Below are 20,329 nucleotides of genomic sequence, written 5' to 3'. Positions count from 1 at the left end.
AGCCAGCCTCGTTTCCGTATCGTGACAGGGGTGTCATCCGGAGATGTCCTTCCTGTATCTTGTGGTGATGGTGGCTGCAAACGCTAAATATAGTATTAACAGCTTATTATCGCCAGTCCCGACGTCACTTTTTTTGGAGGCTGAAAACCGCGCAGAGAACCTGTCGGGTCTGAACCGCTCCCGGCGCATCACCCTGATTCTGCGTCCTGATTTTCAAAAGGGAACCGGGCTCGTTACCTCCGGTCCTGTCGCCGCCGCAACATCGAAAACAGTAAAGTTTGAAACAGCTGATTCCGTCAAGGGCTGGCTTTTAATTGATTGCTAACCACAACATGTTGTGGATGCGCCTGTGGAGATTGGGGAAAGCCGGGGAGCGCTGAAATTACAATGGCTTGCAGGCGTTGCCGGCTAAGGAAAAGGCCGGAACGATAAAAAAGCGCCCTGCGGCAAATCTTGTGATGGCATTTCCGGCGCAAATGCGCATGGCGATTCGGCGAGAAAACGAGCGGTCTTAAAGCGCGTCGATGGCGATGGTAACGGTGGCCACGCCGATCGGCCTGTTCTCTTCGTCCATGACCACGAAGCTCGCCTGCGTCTCGAGTATCTGAGTGGATTCGTTGCGCTCGGCCCGGTCGATGAAGACCTCTCGCGAGCCGTTGGCGAAGGTTCTGAGATATTTCTCTTCGTCGCCCTGCCAGTAGTCGGCGGTAATGATGCTCTGCCCGACATTCAGTCCATGACTATCGGTGACGAAAAATTCGACGATCGCTCCCTGCGAGGCGTCCTGCCTGGCTTTCAGGTAATGCGACACGGATCTGTCGAGCAGCAGCTTGACCATATGCAGGTGATGCTGATCGACCTCAGATCGGTAAGTGTCATCGAGCACCCGCATATCCATTTCGCTGACGTTGCCGAACTCCGCGTTCTGCTCGGCAATGGCCTTCAGCACCAATGGCGTTTCCACCATTGGCCGGATCTGCTTCTCGACATAGTCGCGCACAAGGGGGATATAGGCAGGCTCGGCGCGGACAGGCGTGAGGGAAAACAGACATGCCGCCAGCCCGACGGTCACAACCGCTGCTCTACGCCCCCACCGCGCCATCTTGTTTCCCTATATCACATCGTTTGCTGCACGCTTTAAGCGCAATTTGATGCGATTCGCAGCTGTCGAGTTTATGCGAACACGATAAAATAGATGTGCTGCTCCCGATAGCGGATTCAGGAAACCCCGCAGACAAAAACTGGAACAATTTCAAGTGGTAAATACGAAGGCCGCGCGCTGTGATCGGTGGCGATCAGCCTGCGCCTTTGGCGATCGGCTCCTGATAGGTGAAGCCCATGTCCCAGGGGAAGTAGATCCAGGTGTCCTGGCTCACCTCGGTGACGAAGGTGTCGACCGTCGGCACGCCCTTCGGCTTGGCATAGACGCAAGCAAAATGCGCCCTCGGCAGCATGGCGCGCACCTGGGCGGCGGTCTTGCCGGTATCCGTCAGGTCGTCGACGACGAGCACGCCTTCGCCGCCATTTTCCTGAAGTTCGGGCGCGATCCCCTTGAGCAGCACCATGTCGCCCTGGTTGACATAATCATGATAGGAGGCGACGCAGACGGTCTCGATCAGCCGGATGTTCAGCTCGCGTGAGATGATCGCCGCCGGAACGAGGCCGCCGCGGGTGATGCAGACGATCGCCTTGAACGCCTGATTGAGGCCGGCTAGCCGCCAGGCAAGGGCGCGTGCATCGCGGTGGAACTGATCCCAGGAAACGGGAAAGGCTTTATCGGGAAGGGACATTCGGGCTGCTCCGCGGCATGAAAAACGATACGCCGTTTGCCGGCGACCGGATGGGCTTAGAACGGCGATCGGCAAAACGAGAAATCGCGTAGCCGAAACTGCGCGAAATCGCGAGCTGCAGCTGCGCGAGATCGCGAGCTGCACTGCGCGAGTTGTGGCCGAGGCTCGAAGCTCTCATCGGTCGCTGCAATTAGCGGGATTTGCCGGCAAAACGCAAGAGCAGCAATGATTGCGGCAAGAGGATCATCGCGACAACAGGGTCAGCGCCGTCATCGATTGCAGCAAGCTCTTCGTCGTGCCGCCGAAGATCATCTGCCAGAGCCAGGAATGCGTATAGGCGCCCATGACGAGAAGATCGATGCTGCTGTCCGAAAGCCGGTTCTCGATGACATGCGACGCGTTCTTGTCCACACTTTGGGCCGTCGAAAGCGTCGTCTTCACGCCATGACGGGCGAGTGTGGCGGCAATCTCGGCGCCGGCGGTGAGCGGCGATTGCAGCGCCGTGTCGGCCGGATCGACCGAAAAGATCTCCACCTCCTCGGCGGCTTTGAGGATCGGCAACGCGTCGAAGGTCGCGCGCGCCACCTCCTTCGAGCCGTTCCAGGCGATCAGCACGCGTTTGATCGGCTTCGGCTGGCGGATGATATAGGGGATCATCAGCACCGGCCGGCCGGTTTCGAAAAGGAAGCTGTCGACGTCGACTTGGCTGTCGGAAGGTTTGCCCGGATCGGCCTGCGAGGCGATCAGAAGGTCGGCGCTGCGTGCACTTTCGATCAGCGGCGCGGAGCCGTAGCCGGTTGAGGTCGCAAAGCTGCGCCACTCGTAGGAGGCGCCTGTCGCAGCCGCTTTTGCCCGGAAGATGCGCTCAACCGCGAGCGTTTCGCTATGCGCCATGTCCTGCAGCGCCTGCACGGCGACGGGATCGGGGATTTCCATCGGCGCCACCAGCGGCACGGCGGAGATGATTTCGGCATGCAGGCCGATCACATGGGCACCGCTTTCAGCGGCGATGGCAAAGGCGAAATCGGCAACCGCAGCACTATTATCGGATGTATCGAGTATGGCGAGAATGGTTTTGTAAGACATATCAATTCTCCTTGCGCTGAAATGGCGTGCGCGAGGGAAGGAATGCACCGGCCCCTTCTGCTGTTCCTTGACAGGGATCAAGGATGACCCCCGTTCCGGCGTTTCCTTCAAGCCTCGGCAGAATGGTTTTCTGTGATGTCCTTCCTCCGGCGGATGGCTTCGATCATCGCCTGCACCTCGGCGCCGGCCGCATCGATCACTGCCTGCGAGCGGCCGCGCACGACGATCTCGGTCGAGAATTTCTGGCCGATATAGCGCGGGTAGGAGCCGATGCTGGTTTCCGGATGCGCTTTCTGGATCGCGGTCAAGGGCGTGCCGATTTCACCTTCGCCGTAAGGGCAGGCGATGGCGAGCGACAGCACCGGCGTGCCGGTCCGGAGCGCCGGCAGCACATTGTCGACCATTGCCTGGAAGACCTGCGGGACGCCGGCCATGACATGGACATTGCCGATGATGAAGCCAGGCGCCGTCGAGACGGGATTGGCGATATGCACGGCCCCGCGCGGCATGCGCGCCATGCGCTGGCGGGCTTCGGTGAATTCCATCTCGCGGCGCCGATACATTTCGGCCAGCAGCGTCATCGCCGTTTCGTCGTATTCGCAGGGCAGGCCGAAAGCCTTGGAGATGGCGTCGGCGGTGATGTCGTCATGCGTCGGCCCGATGCCGCCCGAAGTGAAGACGTAATCATATTTGCCGCGAAGCGCATTTAGCGCCTCGACGATCGCCTCCTCGTCGTCGGCGACGATGCGCACCTCCTTGAGGTCGATGCCGGAAAGCGTGAGCAGATCGGCGAGATGGCCAATATTTTTGTCCTTGGTGCGGCCGGAAAGAAGTTCGTCGCCGATGGCGAGCATGGCGGCGGTGACGACGATGTCTTGGCTCATGGGATGTTCCGTAATGTGAAGCTGGTGAATAGGTAGCGCCGTTCGATCTCTTTGCAAACAGCCGGAGCATTATGCCGCAAGTGCAAGCGGTTATCGGACGGCAGCATCTGCGTCCATTTTGCTGAAATGAAAAGGCAAGTGAATTTTCGTCTACATCAGTTGAACACTGAGTTCTTCAGGCCGGGGCTTTGTTCAAGCAGGCGGGCTGATAGACATCCTCCGGTCACGAAATTCAACCCGATGTTTTAAGAAAGATAGAAGATGGCGAAGGTTCTCGTCCTTTATTATTCGGCTTACGGCCATATCGAAACCATGGCCTATGCCGTCGCCGAAGGCGCGAAGTCGGCCGGTGCCGAGGTCACCGTCAAGCGCGTTCCGGAACTGGTTCCGGAAGAGGTCGCCAAGGCTTCCTATTACAAGGTCGATCAGGCCGCTCCGATCGCCACCGTCGACGAACTGGCGGATTATGACGCGATCATCGTCGGCGCCGGCACCCGCTTCGGCACGGTCGCCTCGCAGATGCGCAATTTCTGGGATCAGACGGGCGGCCTCTGGTTCTCCGGCAAGCTCGTCGGCAAGATCGGTTCGGTCTTCACCTCTTCGGCCACCCAGCATGGCGGCCAGGAATCGACCATCCTCGGCTTCATCCCGACCTTCCTGCACCAGGGCATGGTCGTTGCCGGCCTTCCCTATGCCTTCCAGGGCCAGATGGGCACCGAGGAAGTCAAGGGCGGCTCGCCCTACGGCGCGTCCACCATCACCAACGGAGACGGCTCGCGCCAGCCCTCCGAGATCGAGCTGGAAGGCGCGAAATACCAGGGCGCCCATGTTGCCAAGCTGGCCGCCAAGCTCGCCTGATCGTTGATATTGACATGATGAAGGGTGCGGCGGGCGTGAGGCTCGCCGCGCCTTATCCGTTTTGGTTGGCGCAGCCGACAAAACGAGCAGAATTTACGCCTCGCGGCTCTTCCCATCGCCAATGACGCAAGATATTGAAAACGCAGCAAGCGGGCGTGGCGAAACTGGTAGACGCAAGGGACTTAAAATCCCTCGGCCTTGGCTGTACGGGTTCGACCCCCGTCGCCCGCACCATCTTCACAATCCTGTTTGAATATGCCTGTATTTTGTGCGTAAAAGCGCGTTGTTGCTTGACAATGACATTTTCGGTGCAAGGATTGCGCCGCGGCGGTTGAGTAAGTGTTGTCTTGTGGGAGTAAGACGATGGTTTACGATTGGAGTGGGGCGAGGGTTCGGCGCATCCGAATCTTCAAGACCAGTGTCGCACTTGTTCTGGGAACTGCGATGGCTGCAATACCACTGTTCTTTTGGGCAGTGCAGTTGCGCGCTTTCTAAGCTGGGGCAATCAGCGTTCCGCTAGAGGAAGCGCGTTGGGCGCTTTCGTGTCGCGCCGCCTGTTGATCACCCAGCCGGCGAGCAGCCCGACGGCGGCACCCATGGCCTTGATACCCGCGTCATGCAGGCGCGGATGCCGCGTCGGCGAGAAGTACTGCAAATATTCGATGCCAACCGCACCGACGATCAGCAGCACCGCCACCAATTTCCACTGCTTCGGATAGGCGAGCGCAAAGGCAAGGCCGAGGAGAACATAGGCGCTTGCGCGATCGGTATTGACCGTCGTCACTGTATCCGGCCTCAGCCCGATCGGTGAAACCGTGACGACGAGGATGAAGGCGAGCAGCAGCCAGGCGAGCGGTTTTGCGAGTTTGAATGTGATCATGGCTTCATATTAGTGGTTGGCCTTTTCATTGACAGTTAAAATCAGTTCATGTGCCGCTGATTTTGCGATTGGCTTAAGAAAAGCTTCCCAGGAGCGAACTGCAAATGGTCGAAGCGGGCTTTCTTTTGCCGGCCGGCCTGTGCCATAGCGGCGCTGCAATCATGAGAATGGATCACGCCCGTGACGAGACTTGATGTCGAAAGCGCCGAAGAGGCAATGCGCAGCCTGTTTCCGGCAACGCCGCTGCAGCTGAACGACCATCTGTCGGCCCGCTACGGGGCCGACATCTGGCTGAAGCGCGAGGACCTGTCGCCGGTGCGCTCCTACAAGATCCGCGGCGCCTTCAATTTCTTCCGCAAGGCGATCGGGCAGGGTGCGGCCGGCAAGACTTTCGTCTGCGCCTCGGCCGGCAATCATGCCCAGGGCTTTGCCTTCGTCTGCCGCCATTTCGGCGTGCCGGGCGTCGTCTTCATGCCGGTGACGACACCGCAGCAGAAGATCGACAAGACCCGCATGTTCGGCGCCGAATTCATCACCATCCGGCTGTTCGGCGACTTCTTCGACCAGTGCTACCAGGCCGCCCGCGAACATGTCGAGGCGGTCGGCGGCGTCATGGTGCCGCCCTTTGACCATGAGGACATCATCGAGGGCCAGGCGACGGTCGCCGCGGAAATCATGCAGCAGCTGCCGGAAGGAACGGTGCCCGACATGGTCGTCCTGCCGGTCGGCGGCGGCGGGCTTGCCGCCGGCATCACCGGTTATCTCGACGGCACCGTGCCGAAATCGGCCTTCGTCTTCACTGAACCCGCCGGCGCACCGAGCCTCAGGCGCAGCATCGAGGCGGGCAAGGTGACGACGCTGGCCAAGGTCGACAATTTCGTCGATGGCGCCGCCGTCGCCCGTATCGGCGACCTGAATTTCGCCGCCCTCAGCGATTTCCCGGCGAGCCAGGTGCATCTGATGCCGGAGAACGCCATCTGCGTGACGATTCAGGAGATGCTGAATGTCGAAGGCGTCGTGCTGGAACCGGCCGGCGCCCTGTCGCTGACGGCGATCGCCGCGATGGACGGCCAAACGATCCGCGGAAAGACCGTCGTTGCCATCGTCTCCGGCGGCAATTTCGATTTCGAGCGTCTGCCTGACGTAAAGGAAAGAGCCATGCGTTACGCGGGGCTGAAGAAATACTTCATCCTGCGGCTCGCCCAGCGCCCCGGCGCGCTCAGGGATTTCCTCAATCTGCTCGGTCCCGACGACGATATCGCCCGCTTCGAATATCTGAAGAAATCGGCACGCAACTTCGGCTCGATCCTGATCGGCATCGAAACCAAGGCGCCTGAGAATTTCGCCCGGCTGATCGGAAATTTCGAAGCTGCCGGCATGGGTTACGAGGATATCACCGAAAACGAGATCCTCGCCAACCTGATCATTTGACTTGGCGACAGCGATGCCGTCGTGCTAAAGGCGGAGCATGGCTTCGTTCATTTCAAATATCTTTTCGATGTTCTCCGGCGGCGGCAAACCGGCCACGGAAGCGGCAGGCCCTTCCGGCGAGCCCCAGCTTTACGGCGATTGCACGATCTATGCCGAGCCGCGCAGGGAAGGCAGCCAGTATCGCCTTGCCGGCCGCATTGAAAAGAAGGTCGGCGACGAGGTGCTGGTGCGCAATTTCATTCGCGCCGATCTGTTTTCTTCCTCCGACGACGCGATCGAATGCACGGTGCGCAAGGCGCATCAGATCATCGATCAGCATGGTTCGTCACTCTTTGGTGACGGCGAAAAGATTCGCCAGGTCTGAAATCGGGATCCGCCGGATCAGCACGCGATGCCGGCCCGCAATTATTCTTGTTTATCAATCGGGTGACCCCGGCCCCCCGGCCAGCGAACGCGATCTCACTCACGCAATCTTAAAGGATTGGGGTGAAAGGTATCCTGCAGGATTTGCAGGACGCCCTCGTGTTTGACTTTTTCCGACGATCGACCAAAGGATTCGCTGTCGCGATCGTCGCGCCGGCAGGAGACCGAGGGCGGATGTCCGGAGCCGAGCTATCGTGATGGAGACACTCAACCTCCTTCTCTTCGTCGTCGAAGCCATCGCCTATTTCGCGCTGATGGTGACGCTTCTGCATTTCCGTCATCGGCTCGGTCTCGGGGTTTTCCTGACGGCGCTCGGCGTCATGCATTTCATGGAGACCTATCTGGCGGCGGTCTTCTACGTCTCGCTGCCGTTCGGGGACGTGTCGCCGGGTTCATCCGTCTTCTTCTCCGGCAAGCTGATGATGATCCTGATGCTTTATCTGCAGGAGGATGCCGCGACGGTGCGCCAGCCGATCTATGGCCTGTTCCTCGGTAACCTGCTCACCGTCGGCATCGCCGGGGTGCTGCAGCTGCACCAGCCCCTGCAGATGTCGCCGGACCACACCCCCGACGTCGATTTCCTCAAGGAGATGGGCTGGCTGATGGTCTGGGGCACGGCGCTGCTCTATGTCGATTCCCTCGGCATCATCCTGCTGTACGAAAAACTCGGCGACTTCTTCCGCCGCCGCGTCGTCCTGCGCTTCCTGATTTCAGGCTTCGTGCTGCTGACTTTCGACCAGATCGGCTTCTTTTCCGCGCTGCATTATTTCTTGGGAGTGCCGATCGCCGCCTTCTGGGGCGGCTGGAAGGCAAAGATGTTTGCCGTCTGCCTCTATGCGGCGATGTTCGCCATCTATGAGTATTACATTCGCCGCGGTCGGGCGGCCGTGTCTGCACGCTCGATCAGCGACGTGTTCGGCGACCTGACATTCCGCGAGCGCTACAACGATCTTCTGGAGCGCACCGGCCGCGATATGCTCACCGGCGTCTACGATCGGACGCGCATGGAGATGGAAGCGCCGCTGATGCTGCGCGAGGCGCTGAAGCAGGGCCTGTTCGCCACCGTCCTCATTCTCGATGCCGATCACTTCAAGGATGTCAATGACGGCTACGGCCATCTCCAGGGCGACGAAGTGCTGAAGGCGATCGCCGCCCGATTGGGCACGACGCTGCGGTCCAGCGATCGCGTCTTCCGCTTCGGCGGCGAGGAATTCGTTGCCGTCTGCCCGGGCACTGACCACGAGGAGGGGCTGCGGCTCGCCGAGCGCCTGCGTTGGACGATCGCGACCAGCGTCAAGACGCCGGATGACAGGCCGGTCACCGTCAGTATCGGCGTTGCGACTGCCGATGAGGACGGCGTCGATTTCACCGCCGTGCTGACGGCTGCCGACGGCAGGCTCTACGCGGCCAAGAAGAGCGGCCGCAACTGCGTCGTCGGCCGCTCAGGCGTGGTGAAACTCAATTAGTCCGGCTGGCCTTAATTTTGAAACTCTTCCCACTTGACTGAACTCGATGTTGAGGATGTTGCTTAAACCGCAACATTTGTCATTGGATTTCAGTATTTTCAATATGTTAGTGGAAACATAAAAACGGCTTGTTCGTAAAATCCAAACGTGATCTCCATTGCCGCAATATCCCGGATGAGTTTTCCTGCGAAGGGCGTGGAGACATGAGTGATTCAATGGCACGGAAGAAAGTCGATGGCGGCGAGTTCGCCGTTTTGTGTATCGGAGGGTTTCTTCTTTCGATCGCCTATGGCGTGACCTTTCTGATCCCGGTGCTGGTGGGTCAGCGTGGCGGCGACGAGGCGCTGGCCGGTCTGATCATTTCGGCCGCCACTGTCAGCACCGTCATTCTGGTGATCCTCTCCGGCCACATCGCGGATGCCATCGGCTCGGCGCGGGCGGTGGCTGTTTCGGGACTGTTTCTTGCGGCATCGGCGCTGGGATTCGCCATCATCCCATCGGCGGGATTGAGCCTGATGATTGTCGGCTTCATCCTTGGCATCGGTTGGGGCGCGTTTTATACGCTCGGACCCATTCTGGTCGCCGCGATCGTCGAGCCCGTGCACCGCATCAGGTTTTTTGCCCTGCTTTCGGGATCGATGATGTCGGGAATCGGCGCTGGACCGATCATTGGCCGCATTGCCACCGGCTGGTCGATGCCGATCGAGACAGCCTTCGTATTTGCCTTCCTCTCCAGTCTCGCCGGCGGTGCGCTTTACTTTTTGCTCCACATCAGGCTGACCAAGGCCGGCAAGATCTTGCCGCATGTCAACAAGATCTCGTTTGGCGCGACGCGGGAGGTGATTGCTTCGCCGGCCATCTATTCCATCGTCATGGTCGGCATCGGCGGTGCGATGTTCGGCGGGCTGTCCAGCTTTCAGACCAGCTACGCCAAGGCGCACGGGTTCGACTACTCCCTGTTCTTCATCGGCTTCATGTCCGCCGCGATTCTGAGCCGGCTGTTCGTGGCGGGCTATGTGGTCAAGAAGGACCCGCTCTATTCGCTCTTGATCCTGACCAGCCTGACGCTGGCATCGATCCTGCTGTTCCTGATGCTGACATCAAGTCAGCTTGCCTATCTCGGAGGCGCAGCGATGCTGGGTCTGGGCTACGGGCTGACCTATTCCGTCATCAACGGCCTGGCTGCCAATGAGGCTCCCGCCGGCCTTATGCCGCAATCACTTCTGTTATTCTCGCTGGCCTATATCATCGGCGTCTTCGGCTTTCCGCTGATCGCCGGCAATCTGATCGTTTCCTCCGGCGTACAGACCATGCTGTACGTCGTGCTCCTGCTTGCCGTCCTGAATTTCGCACTTGTCCTGTTTCGTATTGCCCTGCGCGCGACAGGCGCAAACGAAGCAAGCGTCCTCAGGAGAAAATAGCAGCGCTCGAGGACGGCGGACCGGGTCGGCGAGGAGATTGACGGCGGGGCCGGGCAAGGTCACTTGCCCGGCCCGGCAGGTTCAGGCGGCGCGAAAAATCTTGGCGCCGGAGGGGGCGCTCGTCATGCCGCCATCGACGGTGATCTCGATGCCGGTGACGTTGGCCGAATCATCCGAAGCCAGATAGAGCGCCGCCTTGGCGATTTCGTCGGCTTCGCTCATGCGGCCGAGCGGGCTCATGCCGCCGATGCGGGCCTCGAGCGCCGACATTGCATCTTCCGTCTGGGCCATCGGCGACCAGATCGGCGTCTTCGTGCCGCCTGGCGTTACCTGATTGACGCGGATGCCGCGCGGCGCAAGTTCGGACGCCATATTGCGCGTCATGGCGCGGACTGCCGCCTTGGTCGCTGCGTAGGCCGACCAGCCGGGAGCGCCGAGCACGGCATGCACCGAACCGTTGAGGATCACCGAAGCGCCGTCATTGAGATGCGGCAGGGCCGATTGCACCGTGAAGAAAACCGCCGTCAGATTGGTGCTGATGATCTGGTTGAACTGCTCCGGCGAAGTTTCGCCGAGTGGCGTCGCGCCGCCGATGCCGGCATTGGCAAAGACGATGTCGAATTTGCCGACCTTTCCGGCAGCTTCCGCAAAGGCTTTTTCGGTGGCGGCGGCATCGGTGACATCGACCTTCAGCGCCAGCACGCCTGCCCCGAGCGCCTTTTCGGCAGCGGCGAGCGTTTCCGGGTTGCGGCCGGTGATGACGACCCTGGCGCCCTCATCGATGAAGACTCGGGCGGTCGCAAGACCGATGCCGCTGTTTCCGCCGGTGATCAGGGCGATCTTGTTTCTTAGACGCATGATTCATGCTCCTCTTGGAATTGGCAACGATCTAGATTATGATCGTTATCTATCAGGATTACGATAGTAATCCACATGAGTCAAGAAGCAGTACTGGAGAGATTTCGGATGGGCCGTTCGCAGCTGGAGAAACAGAAGACGCACGAGAAGATTGTCGAGACCGCGTCGAAGCGGCTGCGTGAGGAGGGGCTTGACGGTATCGGTGTCGCCGACCTGATGAAGGAAGCCGGACTGACCGTCGGCGGCTTCTACAAGCATTTCGCCTCCCGCGACGATTTGGTCGCCGAGGCGATCCAGTCTGCTTTCGATTCATGGGGACGCAAGCTGGAGGCCGAAGGCATCAACCCGGCGGAGATGACGGCCGCCGATGTCGCCGATCGTTATGTCAGCGCCTATCACCGTGACAATCCGGGTGAGGGCTGCCCTTTTGCCGCGCTGACCTCCGACATATCCCGCAGCGGCGAGAAGGCGCGGGGGATCGCGACGGACGGGCTCCGGCGAAACTTCGCGTCATTGGCGGGCAAGGCTGCGGGAGCGGACGATGGGGAAAGGCGGCGCAAGGCGATCATGGCCTTCGCGATGATGGCCGGCGGCGTCGGCCTTGCCAGAATTTCGTCCGATGAGGAACTCTCGGCCGAAATCCTGGCGACGGTCCGGGATTTTGTCGCTGGTATCGACAAATGAAAAACGGCCGGCAAAGCCGGCCGTTCCATGGAGCGTTTTAGGCGCCGATCAGGCGGCCAGCGCGATTTCCTGGACGCGCGACTTGGCGGCGTCGATGGCCTTTTCGGCAGCTTCCGGTCCGAAGGCCAGGCCTTCGACATAGATGGTCTCGATGTCGGTGATGCCGAGGAAGCCGAGAACCGACTTCAGGTACGGCACGGCATGGTTCAGGGGAGCAGCCGGTCCCTGCGAGTAGACCCCACCGGAAGCAAGTACCACGTAAACCTTCTTACCGGTCAGGAGGCCGACCGGGCCGCTTTCCGTATACTTGAAGGTCACGCCGGCGCGAGCGACGTTGTCGATCCAGGTCTTCAGCGATGAATAGATGTTGAAGTTGATCAGGCCGGTGCTGATGACGATCGTGTCGGCGGCAAACAACTCGTTGACCAGTTCGTCGGAGGTTTTGATGGCCGCGATTTCTTCGGCGGTACGGGCTTCAGCCGGCTTGCGGATCGCGCCGGTAAAGAGGTCATCGATATGCGGCAGCGGGTTGGTGGCCAGATCGCGGCGGACGACGAGGCTGCCCGGGTTCTGGCTCTTCAGCTTTTCGGCGAGATCGACGGCGATCGGCGTCGAGAGGGATTCGGCACGCGGGCTGGACGTCAGAAGAAGGATGGACGACATGGTGCATTTCCTTTCGAATTGAATTTGACGGCCCGTTGCTGGGAGGTGAGCCGCAGTCTCGACGAGGAAAATAGGTCTGGCCTGCTATCGAAAAAACGGTGATAATGTCGATCGAAACTATCGATGGAATGGATGGAAGATGCTTCCGAACCCGACTCTGGACCAATTGCAGGTGTTTTTGACCGTTGCCGAGACCGGCAGCTTCTCGGCAGCTTCGCGGGCGCTGAACCGGGCGCAATCGGTGGTGAGCTATACGATCGCCAATCTGGAGGCGCAGCTTGAAGTGCCGCTTTTCGAGCGCTCCGGCGCGCGCCAGCCGAAGCTGACGGAGGCGGGCAAGGCGATGCTGGAGGATGCGCGGCGCATTCTCGGCGACCTGCAGGTCATGCGGGCGCGGGTCAAGAGCCTGAGGGAAGGGCTCGAAGCGGAGGTGTCCGTCGCCATCAGCGTCATGGTGCCGTCACGGGCCATGGTGGATGTCCTGCGCGAATTCCGCGAGATGTTTCCCTCCGTTTCGTTGAGCCTCAACGTCGGCGAGCTCGGAATGGTCATGGATCTCGTCCTCAGCGGCAAGGCGACGATCGGCATTGGCGGCGCAGTCGTCAAGCAGGACGATTCGATCGTTACGGAGCGGATCGGTCATTCCTTCATGTTGCCGGTTGCCGCGCGCAACCACCCGCTGGCCGCGATTGGCCGGCCGCTGACGCTGGGCGATGTGCGTGAAGAAGTGCAGCTCGTCGTCACCGATGCGTCGGGCCGGACGAAGGGCCGCGATTTCAACGTTCTGTCCTACAAGACCTGGCGCGTCAGCGATATTGCAACGAAGCACCAGCTCATCAAAGCCGGTCTTGGCTGGGGCGGCCTCCCGGCTTCCCTGATCCATGACGATCTGGTGAGCGGCACGCTCGTCCATCTCGATCTGGATGCCTATGAACAGGGGGAATATCCGATATATTCGGTGCGCCAGCTCGCCAATCCGCCCGGACCTGCCGCCACCTGGATGATTGACGCCTTCCGCACGCGGCTTTCCCATTGCCCGAGCCAGGCCGATTTCCATGCGCAGATGGCCGAACTCCAGGAACCCGCGGCACCGCTCGCGGCCGAATGATGAAGGCGCGGGTGCCGCGCCTTCGTCTACATGTCCTTCGATGCGTAGATTCAAAGTGTTAGAGCGTCCTTTGTGCGTCCGAAAGGACGCACGGCGCTCTAGAGAACCAGCCTGAATTTCGAGAAACCGTCGGCGCCTTCGCCGGCATCCTCGATCTTGACGCTCTTCACCTCGCCGAGGAACTGCTTCGCCTTCGGACCGCTTTCGAAGGTCGCGGTCGTACCGGGAAGCGGTTTGAAGGTCCAGTTTGCGTCGGCCGACGGATTGATCGTGCCCTGGTCATGGATATAGCGGACGATGACGTCGCGGTTGGTATCCGGCGCCTGGAAGATCACCTTGTCTGCGGTGATCTCCGGGAAATTGCCGCCACCGCCGGCGCGGTAATTGTTCGAGACGACGACGAACTTTTGGGCCGGATCGATCGGCTTGCCATCGAAGGCGAGGTTCTGGATGCGGTTGGCGTCCGGATTGATCGCCTTGCCGGATGAATCATATTTCGGCGGCTGCGACAGGTCGATCTGGTAGGTGACCCCGTCGATCACGTCGAAATTATAGGACGGGAAGTCGCTGTTGAGCAGCGGCGCGTCCTTCGAGCCCGCTTCGATGTGATTGAACATGCCGGCCGACATTTCGAGCCAGTTCTTCACCTGTGCGCCGGTGATGGCGACAGCCTGCACCGTGTTCGGGTATAGATAGAGATCGGCGACGTTCTTGATGGCGATATTGCCGGCTGGAACGTCGGTATAGTAGTCGGCGCCGCCACGCCCGCCGGCCTTGAAGGGAGCCGCCGCCGAAAGCACCGGCAGGTCCTTGAAAGCGGTATCGGCGAGCATCTGCCTGATGTACCAAGTCTGCGCCTGTGAGACGACCTGCACCGAAGGGTCGTCGGCGACCAGCGCGAAGTAGGAGTAGAGCGGTGCGGACGTCTTGCCGACCGGGGTGCGGACATAGGCAAGGGTCGCTTCGTGTTCGGCCTTGGCGGCCTCGACCACTTCCTTCTTGTCGGCGTAATCGGCCACCACCTTCTTCTTGTCGTCGCGATGATAGATCGGCCGCGCTTCCGCGGTGAAATCGACGATCTTCCAGCTATTGCCGTCCTTTTCGAGCAGCAGGTCGATCAGGCCGAGATGCGAGCCCCAGAAGCCGGCCATCACGGTGGGCTTGCCATGCAGGGTGCCCTTGACTGGATCGGCATTGGCGATGCCGTCCCAGCTCTTCGGGCCGGGGAAGACGAGATGCTGGTGACCGGTGAAGATCGCGTCGATCCCGTCGACGGCGGCCAGATGCAGTGAGGCGTTTTCCATCTTTTCGGACGGTGCGTTGCCGTCGATGCCGGAATGGGAGAGTGCGATGACGATATCGGCGCCGGCCTCCTTCATGGCGGGAACCCAGGCCTTGGCGGCCTCGACGATATCGCGCGTCTGCGCCTTGCCTTCGAGGTTCTTGATGTCCCAGAGCATGATCTGCGGCGGGACGAAGCCGATGAAGCCGATCTTGACCGGGCTCTCATTGCCGGCGCCGTCCTTGATCTGTTTTTCCAAGACGACGTAGGGCTTGAAGAAGAGATCGTCCTGCTTCGGGTCCGAGGCAAGCTGGCCCTTGGTCAGGTTGGCGCAGACGAAGGGGAAGTTCGCGCCCGAGAGTACCTTGAACATGAAGTCGAGGCCGTAGTTGAACTCGTGATTTCCGAGCGTTCCCACGGTATAGCCGAGCGTGTTCATCGCCTTGATCACCGGATGGACGTCGCCCTCCTTCATGCCGTGCTGATAGGCCATGTAGTCGCCCATCGGATTGCCCTGCAGCACGTCGCCATTGTCGATCAGCAGCGAGTTGACCGCCTCGGCGCGGATGCCGTCGATGATCGTCCCGGTGCGCGCAAGACCCATCGTGTCGTTCGGCTTGTCGGCATAATAGTCATAGGGGAAGACGTTGACGTGAATATCCGTCGTTTCCATCAGCCTCAGATGCGCCTGGTTGGCGCTGGCTCGCGCGCTGAAGGGATGCAGCAACACCAGGGCGGAAGTGGCGGCGAGGCCGCCGAGCAGGGAACGGCGGCTCATTACGCCAACATCGAAAATAGAAGACATGGAAACTCTCCTTCAAGGATCATGCATCGTCCGGCCCGTCAGAATTAGGACGATTTGCCGTGGAGTACACTGCGAAAATGACAGGACGTCAAAACAATCCGCCGGGAAAGCAGCGTGGCTCCGAAATACAATTTATGGTGCAGTGGTCCGGCTGAAATTTCATCGGGGACGGATCATCGGCAGGATCGATCCTGCTCCGCCGTCAACGCCAAGAGCGCCGCCATCGACTTCGGGGGCGTCAGGCTGTCGTAGACGCAAGGGGCGGTCACCCTCGACGTCAACGTCAACCGCAGCTACTGGAACGATCTTAGCCGCTCCTTCAGGGCAAAGGCGGTGCAGCCTTACGATTTCAGTGTCGATGCCGCCAAGTGAGGCGTCCGATCGCCATTGGCGCCTGATATGGTCAACGGGCGGGTCGCCAATACCGGCCGCAGTTCCTTATGGAAGAAGCGGAAATAGGAGGAGACCTGTGCCCGCGCATTCGAATTCACGTCGAACTGGATGCCGACGCGGCCGTTGTGCTTCCAGCGGATGACGCCTTCGAGCAGCCCGAGGTTTTCGGCCTCGATCCGCACCTTGCTGCCGGAGGCGGCATGGAACGGCCCTTTCATCTCCAGGGCGGCGCCGGTTACCGACAGGTTAAGAATGCGGGCATCCACCTGGCTGTTCAGATATTTGACATGGCCGAAAACGCGGCAGCTTTTCCGGTCGGCCTTTCGGGCCGTGATTTTCAAATTACGAGTCATACTGTCTCCCTTCTACAGCGAGGGAGCATAGCGCCCGAAAATTGAAATGGTTTTAGGGGCTTGGCTAAAATTGCAGTGAAACCGTCAGTTTGCCGCGGCGGCTCTGCGTCCCACCACATGTTCGCGCCAGACCGTGAAGATGCCGGCGGCGACCACGATCGCCGAGCCGACGATCATGTTGATGCTGAGCGTTTCGTCATAGATCACCATGCCGATGATCGAGGCGTAGACAAGTGACAGATAGGTCAGCGGCTGGACGGCGGCAGCATCGAGAATATCGTAGGCGCGAATGAGGAAATAATGGCTGGAGATGCTGGTGATGCAGACGAGCGCCATCCAGCCCCAGTCGCCCGGCGACATCCAGCTCCAGTAGAATGGCCCGACCAGCGTCATCGTGACGCCGCCGACGACGCCGGTATAGAAGAAGCTGGTCATCGACGAATCGTCGCGGCTGACCAGGCGGGTGGCGATGACGTAGAAGGCGAAGTTGAAGCAGGAAATGACGGCCAGAAGCAGCTTGAGGTCGAAAAGTTCGCCTTCCGGCTTCAGGATCAGCAACACCCCGAACAGTCCGGCGCCGATCGCCGCCCACCGCCGCCACCCGACCCGCTCGCCGAGGATCGGCATTGCCAGCAGCGCGATCAGGATCGGCGTCGCGGAAAAGATCGCCTGTGAACGGGCAAGGCCGATCATGGCAAAACAGGTGATGGCGAGAACCACCTGAATCGCAAGCAGAACGCCGCGCGTCACCTGCAGGAAAGGCCGCTTGGTGCGGGCCGTCGCCTTGAGACCGCCGCGCATCTTCGAGGCGAGAATGATCGTGAAGAGCGCGAAAGCCCAGTAGCGGATCATCGTCACGAAGATCGGCGGATAGGTCGATGCCAGATGTTTCGAGATCGCGTCCTGCAAGGAGAAGATGGTGATTGCCAGCAGGGCGAAAATATAGCCGTGGGTCTTCGATGTCATGACATGCCGTTGAGCGGGAAACGCCCGCGCGCACCGAAAGTCTGGGCAGGCTTTCAATGAATATGCAAGGCCTCAAAGGCCGACATTCGGCCTGTCGATGATTTCTCTGAGCGCGAAACTGGAATTGATCTTGACGACGTGGGGCAGGGCAGACAGCCAGTCGCGGTGGATGCGCTCATAATCCTCGAGATCGCGCGCGGCGACGCGCAGGATATAATCGTATTCGCCCGACATCAGGTAGCAAACGAGCACGTTGGGGCAGAGCTTCACCGCCGCTTCGAATTCGGCCAGCGTCTTGGCGAACTGGCCGGAGAGCGAGATATGCACGATGGCGATCATCTTGTAGTCGAGCGCCTTGTGCGAAAGGCGGGCATGGTAGCCGTCGATGACGCCGCTTCTTTCCAAGATGTCGAGCCGGCGTGAACAGGCCGAAGGCGACAGTCCGATCCTTTCGGCAAGCTCGGCATTGGTGATGCGGGCATCGGCCTGCAGCACCTTCAGAATCGCAAGATCGATGGTGTCGAGATCGGCCATTCGAAGAACCTTCGAAAAAGGAGGGGCATTGCACAATAATCACCGAAAAAACGCATCTGTGCAAATCGTCTTTGCAAGGACATTTCGTGGCCTTGATGATTGGATTCATCGTCTGAGGAGATCCGCGACTGCGGAGTGACATGAGAGGAACGCCAATGCGTGTCGGTTGCCCGAAGGAAATCAAGAATCATGAATATCGCGTCGGCTTGACGCCGGCTTCGGTGCGCGAATATGTCGCCCACGGGCACGAAGTCTGGGTCGAGACCAAGGCGGGCACCGGCATCGGCGCCGATGATGCCGCCTATGCTGCGGCTGGCGCCAAGATCGCCGCCTCTGCTAAAGATATCTTCGAAAAGTGCGACATGATCGTCAAGGTGAAGGAGCCGCAGCCCTCTGAATGGGCGCAACTCCGCGACGGTCAGCTTCTCTACACCTATCTGCATCTGGCGCCGGATCCCGAACAGACCAAGGGTCTGATCGCCTCCGGGGTGACCGCGATTGCCTATGAGACGGTGACCGACGAGCGCGGCGGCCTGCCGCTGCTGGCGCCGATGTCGGAAGTGGCAGGACGCCTGTCGATCCAGGCAGGAGCGACCGCGCTGCAGAAAGCCAACGGCGGCCTCGGCGTCCTGCTCGGCGGCGTACCCGGCGTGCTGCCGGCCAAGGTCGCGGTGATCGGCGGCGGCGTCGTCGGCCTGCATGCGGCCCGCATGGCCGCCGGTCTCGGCGCCGATGTCAGCATCCTCGACAGGTCGCTGCCGCGCCTACGCCAACTCGACGATATCTTTTCCGGCCGCATCCACACCCGTTATTCCAGCATCCAGGCGCTGGAGGAGGAAGTCTTTTCGGCCGACCTGATTATCGGCGCGGTGCTGATCCCCGGCGCTGCCGCTCCGAAGCTCGTCACCCGGGAAATGCTTTCCGGCATGAAGAAGGGCTCCGTCATTGTCGATGTCGCCATCGACCAGGGCGGCTGCTTCGAGACCTCGCATGCGACGACCCATTCCGATCCGACCTATGAGGTTGACGGCGTCGTGCATTATTGCGTCGCCAACATGCCGGGCGCCGTGCCGGTCACCTCGGCGCATGCGCTGAACAATGCCACGCTGGTTCATGGTCTGGCGCTTGCCGATCGCGGCCTGCGCGCCATCGCCGAAGACAAGCATCTGAGGAATGGTCTCAACGTCCACAAGGGCCGCATCACCAGCAAGCCGGTCGCCGACGCACTGGGTTACGAAGCCTTCGCGCCGGAGAGCGTACTGAACGTAGCGTAAGCTATCTCACTCAAGGTGATGGCTTACAGCATTATTCTTCGATCGGCAGGGCGGTATCCGAAGGGATGCCGCCTTCTTTGTATGACGGCGCACCTGTAATCGAACCGCGACCGTCGGCGGCGTTGGAGCTATGTTTTTCCTCGTCAGGCAGCGCGATGAGTTGTGTCCCTCCCGAACAGTTGCCATCGTATCATGCCGATGTGCAGTCGCCATCCAAACGGAGCAGCAATGACGGTTGAGAGTCGAGAGCAAACATCGCCGGTTCCGCTTCGAACGTCACCGACCGGGCTCGAAACATATATTGCCGGCAGAACACTCGTCAGCGGGGATGGCCCAGCCTGGACCGACATATTCGTGCAGGTGTTTTCCCGCCTGAAGGTGCAACACCCCTTTCTTGTTCCGGCAGTCGCCGAGCCTCTCGTTGTTTGGGTGATCTCAGGCCAAGCATGTGTCGAGGAACGCGATCTGGGCGGGGAGTGGGAGGCCAATACAGTCAAAGTTGGGGACTTTTTTCTGACGCGGTCGCCCACGCCATACGAAATGCGCTGGCATGCCGAGGGAGACGAACCTTTCCAGGTAATGCATCTCTATCTCTCCGTTCCGTTGTTCGACCGGGTGGCGGAAGGGGTTCTCGGCAAGGCTGCCAGCGCCATGCGCCTGCGCGACGTATCTGGCGGCCGCGACCAGCATCTTTCCACCATGCTGGAACTGATCCATGCTGAACTGACGGCAGAAGGGCAGGGAAGTCGGCTCTTCGTGCAGGGATTGGCGCAGACGCTCGCTGTTCATCTTATTCGACAATATGCAACATTTGATGCAGAGACACGGCCGTCAAATGCCCTCCCGGGCGCCAAGCTACGGCGGGCCATCGCATTCATGGAAGCCAACCTTCAAGAGCCGTTTGATCTCGCACGTCTGGCGCAAACGGCCGGCATGAGCGCTTTTCACTTCAGCCGCCTCTTCAAGAAAGCCACCGGCCTTTCCCCATCCCATTACTTCATTCGCCAACGCATAGCCAAAGCCCAGCAACTTCTGCAGGAAACCAGCACCAGCATCATCGAGATCGGCATGTCCGTGGGGTATTCGAGCCCCAGCCATTTTGCTCAGATTTTCCGCCGGGAGGCCGGCGTCTCCCCCAGCGACTACCGTCGCAGTTAAAACGCGTCGCGA

The 20,329-nt window shown here is 60.2% G+C and carries 21 protein-coding genes and 1 tRNA gene; 11 read left to right on the top strand and 11 right to left on the bottom strand.

Going from position 1 to position 20,329, the window contains the following annotated elements:
- Positions 1-43: 43 nt before the first annotated feature.
- On the top strand, positions 44-325 hold the full coding sequence (locus FHT69_RS09240) for a hypothetical protein (protein WP_029867964.1): 282 nt from the start codon (positions 44-46) through the stop codon (positions 323-325).
- A gap of 186 nt (positions 326-511) precedes the next feature.
- Here the strand turns inward: FHT69_RS09240 and FHT69_RS09235 are convergent, their stop codons facing one another.
- The 4 genes from FHT69_RS09235 to FHT69_RS09220 all read right to left on the bottom strand — a co-directional run bounded on the left by FHT69_RS09235 (position 512) and on the right by FHT69_RS09220 (position 3,760).
- The gene (locus FHT69_RS09235; protein WP_029867965.1) at positions 512-1,102 is read right to left on the bottom strand and encodes a hypothetical protein; all 591 of its coding nucleotides are present in this window, start codon (positions 1,100-1,102) and stop codon (positions 512-514) included.
- Between the two features lie 193 nt (positions 1,103-1,295).
- Positions 1,296-1,790 carry a xanthine phosphoribosyltransferase gene (gpt, locus tag FHT69_RS09230; RefSeq protein ID WP_029867966.1) on the bottom strand — a complete coding sequence of 165 codons (495 nt, stop codon included), beginning with the start codon at positions 1,788-1,790 and terminating at the stop codon, positions 1,296-1,298.
- Between the two features lie 243 nt (positions 1,791-2,033).
- Positions 2,034-2,876 carry a universal stress protein gene (locus FHT69_RS09225; protein WP_183905250.1) on the bottom strand — a complete coding sequence of 281 codons (843 nt, stop codon included), beginning with the start codon at positions 2,874-2,876 and terminating at the stop codon, positions 2,034-2,036.
- Between the two features lie 107 nt (positions 2,877-2,983).
- Positions 2,984-3,760 carry a competence/damage-inducible protein A gene (locus tag FHT69_RS09220; RefSeq protein ID WP_029867969.1) on the bottom strand — a complete coding sequence of 259 codons (777 nt, stop codon included), beginning with the start codon at positions 3,758-3,760 and terminating at the stop codon, positions 2,984-2,986.
- Positions 3,761-4,021: 261 nt separating this feature from the next.
- On the opposite strand from FHT69_RS09220, the gene wrbA reads away from it, so the two are divergent.
- Positions 4,022-4,618 (top strand): NAD(P)H:quinone oxidoreductase type IV, encoded by a 597-nt coding sequence (wrbA, locus tag FHT69_RS09215; protein ID WP_183905249.1) that lies wholly within the window; start codon positions 4,022-4,024, stop codon positions 4,616-4,618.
- Between the two features lie 149 nt (positions 4,619-4,767).
- Positions 4,768-4,852: transfer RNA gene (locus FHT69_RS09210), tRNA-Leu, on the top strand.
- Between the two features lie 271 nt (positions 4,853-5,123).
- Here the strand turns inward: FHT69_RS09210 and FHT69_RS09205 are convergent.
- Complete coding sequence (locus FHT69_RS09205) at positions 5,124-5,498, bottom strand: VanZ family protein (RefSeq protein ID WP_183905248.1); 375 nt, start codon at positions 5,496-5,498, stop codon at positions 5,124-5,126.
- A gap of 180 nt (positions 5,499-5,678) precedes the next feature.
- Here FHT69_RS09205 and ilvA point away from each other — a divergent pair, with 180 nt between their 5' ends.
- From ilvA to FHT69_RS09185, 4 genes are all read left to right on the top strand, one after another.
- The gene (gene ilvA, locus FHT69_RS09200) at positions 5,679-6,929 is read left to right on the top strand and encodes a threonine ammonia-lyase (protein ID WP_183905247.1); all 1,251 of its coding nucleotides are present in this window, start codon (positions 5,679-5,681) and stop codon (positions 6,927-6,929) included.
- Between the two features lie 37 nt (positions 6,930-6,966).
- The gene (locus tag FHT69_RS09195; protein WP_029867973.1) at positions 6,967-7,293 is read left to right on the top strand and encodes an HlyU family transcriptional regulator; all 327 of its coding nucleotides are present in this window, start codon (positions 6,967-6,969) and stop codon (positions 7,291-7,293) included.
- A 253-nt stretch (positions 7,294-7,546) separates the two neighbouring features.
- Positions 7,547-8,818: a sensor domain-containing diguanylate cyclase gene (locus FHT69_RS09190; protein WP_049813629.1), complete on the top strand. Its 1,272-nt coding sequence runs from the start codon at positions 7,547-7,549 to the stop codon at positions 8,816-8,818.
- A gap of 203 nt (positions 8,819-9,021) precedes the next feature.
- On the top strand, positions 9,022-10,239 hold the full coding sequence (locus FHT69_RS09185) for an MFS transporter (RefSeq protein ID WP_183905246.1): 1,218 nt from the start codon (positions 9,022-9,024) through the stop codon (positions 10,237-10,239).
- 81 nt (positions 10,240-10,320) lie between these two features.
- Here FHT69_RS09185 and FHT69_RS09180 read toward each other — a convergent pair whose 3' ends face one another.
- The gene (locus FHT69_RS09180) at positions 10,321-11,097 is read right to left on the bottom strand and encodes an SDR family oxidoreductase (RefSeq protein ID WP_097594654.1); all 777 of its coding nucleotides are present in this window, start codon (positions 11,095-11,097) and stop codon (positions 10,321-10,323) included.
- A gap of 108 nt (positions 11,098-11,205) precedes the next feature.
- Here FHT69_RS09180 and FHT69_RS09175 point away from each other — a divergent pair, with 108 nt between their 5' ends.
- Positions 11,206-11,781, top strand: coding sequence for a TetR/AcrR family transcriptional regulator (locus FHT69_RS09175; RefSeq protein WP_063475410.1), 576 nt, complete (start codon positions 11,206-11,208; stop codon positions 11,779-11,781).
- Positions 11,782-11,829: 48 nt separating this feature from the next.
- Here the strand turns inward: FHT69_RS09175 and FHT69_RS09170 are convergent, their stop codons facing one another.
- Positions 11,830-12,444, bottom strand: coding sequence for an FMN-dependent NADH-azoreductase (locus FHT69_RS09170; RefSeq protein WP_063475411.1), 615 nt, complete (start codon positions 12,442-12,444; stop codon positions 11,830-11,832).
- A gap of 139 nt (positions 12,445-12,583) precedes the next feature.
- Between FHT69_RS09170 and FHT69_RS09165 the strand changes: the two genes are divergently transcribed.
- Entirely contained in the window at positions 12,584-13,552 is a 969-nt protein-coding gene (locus FHT69_RS09165) for a LysR family transcriptional regulator (RefSeq protein WP_063475412.1), read from the top strand.
- A gap of 98 nt (positions 13,553-13,650) precedes the next feature.
- Here the strand turns inward: FHT69_RS09165 and FHT69_RS09160 are convergent, their stop codons facing one another.
- The 4 genes from FHT69_RS09160 to FHT69_RS09145 form a co-directional block, all read right to left on the bottom strand.
- On the bottom strand, positions 13,651-15,639 hold the full coding sequence (locus FHT69_RS09160) for a bifunctional 2',3'-cyclic-nucleotide 2'-phosphodiesterase/3'-nucleotidase (RefSeq protein ID WP_063475413.1): 1,989 nt from the start codon (positions 15,637-15,639) through the stop codon (positions 13,651-13,653).
- Positions 15,640-15,980: 341 nt separating this feature from the next.
- Positions 15,981-16,385, bottom strand: a complete 405-nt coding sequence (locus tag FHT69_RS09155; protein WP_028757386.1) for a PilZ domain-containing protein — start codon at positions 16,383-16,385, stop codon at positions 15,981-15,983.
- Between the two features lie 84 nt (positions 16,386-16,469).
- Positions 16,470-17,351, bottom strand: coding sequence for a DMT family transporter (locus tag FHT69_RS09150; RefSeq protein ID WP_028757385.1), 882 nt, complete (start codon positions 17,349-17,351; stop codon positions 16,470-16,472).
- Positions 17,352-17,423: 72 nt separating this feature from the next.
- Positions 17,424-17,885 (bottom strand): Lrp/AsnC family transcriptional regulator, encoded by a 462-nt coding sequence (locus tag FHT69_RS09145; RefSeq protein WP_028757384.1) that lies wholly within the window; start codon positions 17,883-17,885, stop codon positions 17,424-17,426.
- Positions 17,886-18,040: 155 nt separating this feature from the next.
- On the opposite strand from FHT69_RS09145, the gene ald reads away from it, so the two are divergent.
- Both ald and FHT69_RS09135 read left to right on the top strand, forming a co-directional pair.
- A complete protein-coding gene (gene ald / locus FHT69_RS09140; protein WP_183903510.1) occupies positions 18,041-19,159 on the top strand; it encodes an alanine dehydrogenase in 1,119 nt (372 codons plus the stop codon).
- Positions 19,160-19,387: 228 nt separating this feature from the next.
- Positions 19,388-20,317 carry a helix-turn-helix domain-containing protein gene (locus tag FHT69_RS09135; protein WP_028757382.1) on the top strand — a complete coding sequence of 310 codons (930 nt, stop codon included), beginning with the start codon at positions 19,388-19,390 and terminating at the stop codon, positions 20,315-20,317.
- Positions 20,318-20,329 lie beyond the last annotated feature (12 nt).

Source organism: Rhizobium sp. BK008 (genome assembly GCF_014197345.1).
Lineage (GTDB): Bacteria > Pseudomonadota > Alphaproteobacteria > Rhizobiales > Rhizobiaceae > Rhizobium > Rhizobium anhuiense.
Note: the sequence above shows the minus strand (reverse complement) of the source record. Positions and strands in the feature narration are given on the sequence as shown.

Excerpts from the sequence above, each read along its gene's own strand:
- FHT69_RS09240 (WP_029867964.1), top strand. The coding sequence starts at position 44 with ATGTCCTTCCTGTATCTTGTGGTGATGGTGGCTGCAAACGCTAAATAT.
- FHT69_RS09235 (WP_029867965.1), bottom strand. The coding sequence starts at position 1,102 with ATGGCGCGGTGGGGGCGTAGAGCAGCGGTTGTGACCGTCGGGCTGGCG.
- gpt (WP_029867966.1), bottom strand. The coding sequence starts at position 1,790 with ATGTCCCTTCCCGATAAAGCCTTTCCCGTTTCCTGGGATCAGTTCCAC.
- FHT69_RS09225 (WP_183905250.1), bottom strand. The coding sequence starts at position 2,876 with ATGTCTTACAAAACCATTCTCGCCATACTCGATACATCCGATAATAGT.
- FHT69_RS09220 (WP_029867969.1), bottom strand. The coding sequence starts at position 3,760 with ATGAGCCAAGACATCGTCGTCACCGCCGCCATGCTCGCCATCGGCGAC.
- wrbA (WP_183905249.1), top strand. The coding sequence starts at position 4,022 with ATGGCGAAGGTTCTCGTCCTTTATTATTCGGCTTACGGCCATATCGAA.
- FHT69_RS09205 (WP_183905248.1), bottom strand. The coding sequence starts at position 5,498 with ATGATCACATTCAAACTCGCAAAACCGCTCGCCTGGCTGCTGCTCGCC.
- FHT69_RS09195 (WP_029867973.1), top strand. The coding sequence starts at position 6,967 with ATGGCTTCGTTCATTTCAAATATCTTTTCGATGTTCTCCGGCGGCGGC.
- FHT69_RS09185 (WP_183905246.1), top strand. The coding sequence starts at position 9,022 with ATGAGTGATTCAATGGCACGGAAGAAAGTCGATGGCGGCGAGTTCGCC.
- FHT69_RS09180 (WP_097594654.1), bottom strand. The coding sequence starts at position 11,097 with ATGCGTCTAAGAAACAAGATCGCCCTGATCACCGGCGGAAACAGCGGC.
- FHT69_RS09175 (WP_063475410.1), top strand. The coding sequence starts at position 11,206 with ATGGGCCGTTCGCAGCTGGAGAAACAGAAGACGCACGAGAAGATTGTC.
- FHT69_RS09170 (WP_063475411.1), bottom strand. The coding sequence starts at position 12,444 with ATGTCGTCCATCCTTCTTCTGACGTCCAGCCCGCGTGCCGAATCCCTC.
- FHT69_RS09165 (WP_063475412.1), top strand. The coding sequence starts at position 12,584 with ATGCTTCCGAACCCGACTCTGGACCAATTGCAGGTGTTTTTGACCGTT.
- FHT69_RS09160 (WP_063475413.1), bottom strand. The coding sequence starts at position 15,639 with ATGTCTTCTATTTTCGATGTTGGCGTAATGAGCCGCCGTTCCCTGCTC.
- FHT69_RS09155 (WP_028757386.1), bottom strand. The coding sequence starts at position 16,385 with ATGACTCGTAATTTGAAAATCACGGCCCGAAAGGCCGACCGGAAAAGC.
- FHT69_RS09150 (WP_028757385.1), bottom strand. The coding sequence starts at position 17,351 with ATGACATCGAAGACCCACGGCTATATTTTCGCCCTGCTGGCAATCACC.
- FHT69_RS09145 (WP_028757384.1), bottom strand. The coding sequence starts at position 17,885 with ATGGCCGATCTCGACACCATCGATCTTGCGATTCTGAAGGTGCTGCAG.
- ald (WP_183903510.1), top strand. The coding sequence starts at position 18,041 with ATGCGTGTCGGTTGCCCGAAGGAAATCAAGAATCATGAATATCGCGTC.
- FHT69_RS09135 (WP_028757382.1), top strand. The coding sequence starts at position 19,388 with ATGACGGTTGAGAGTCGAGAGCAAACATCGCCGGTTCCGCTTCGAACG.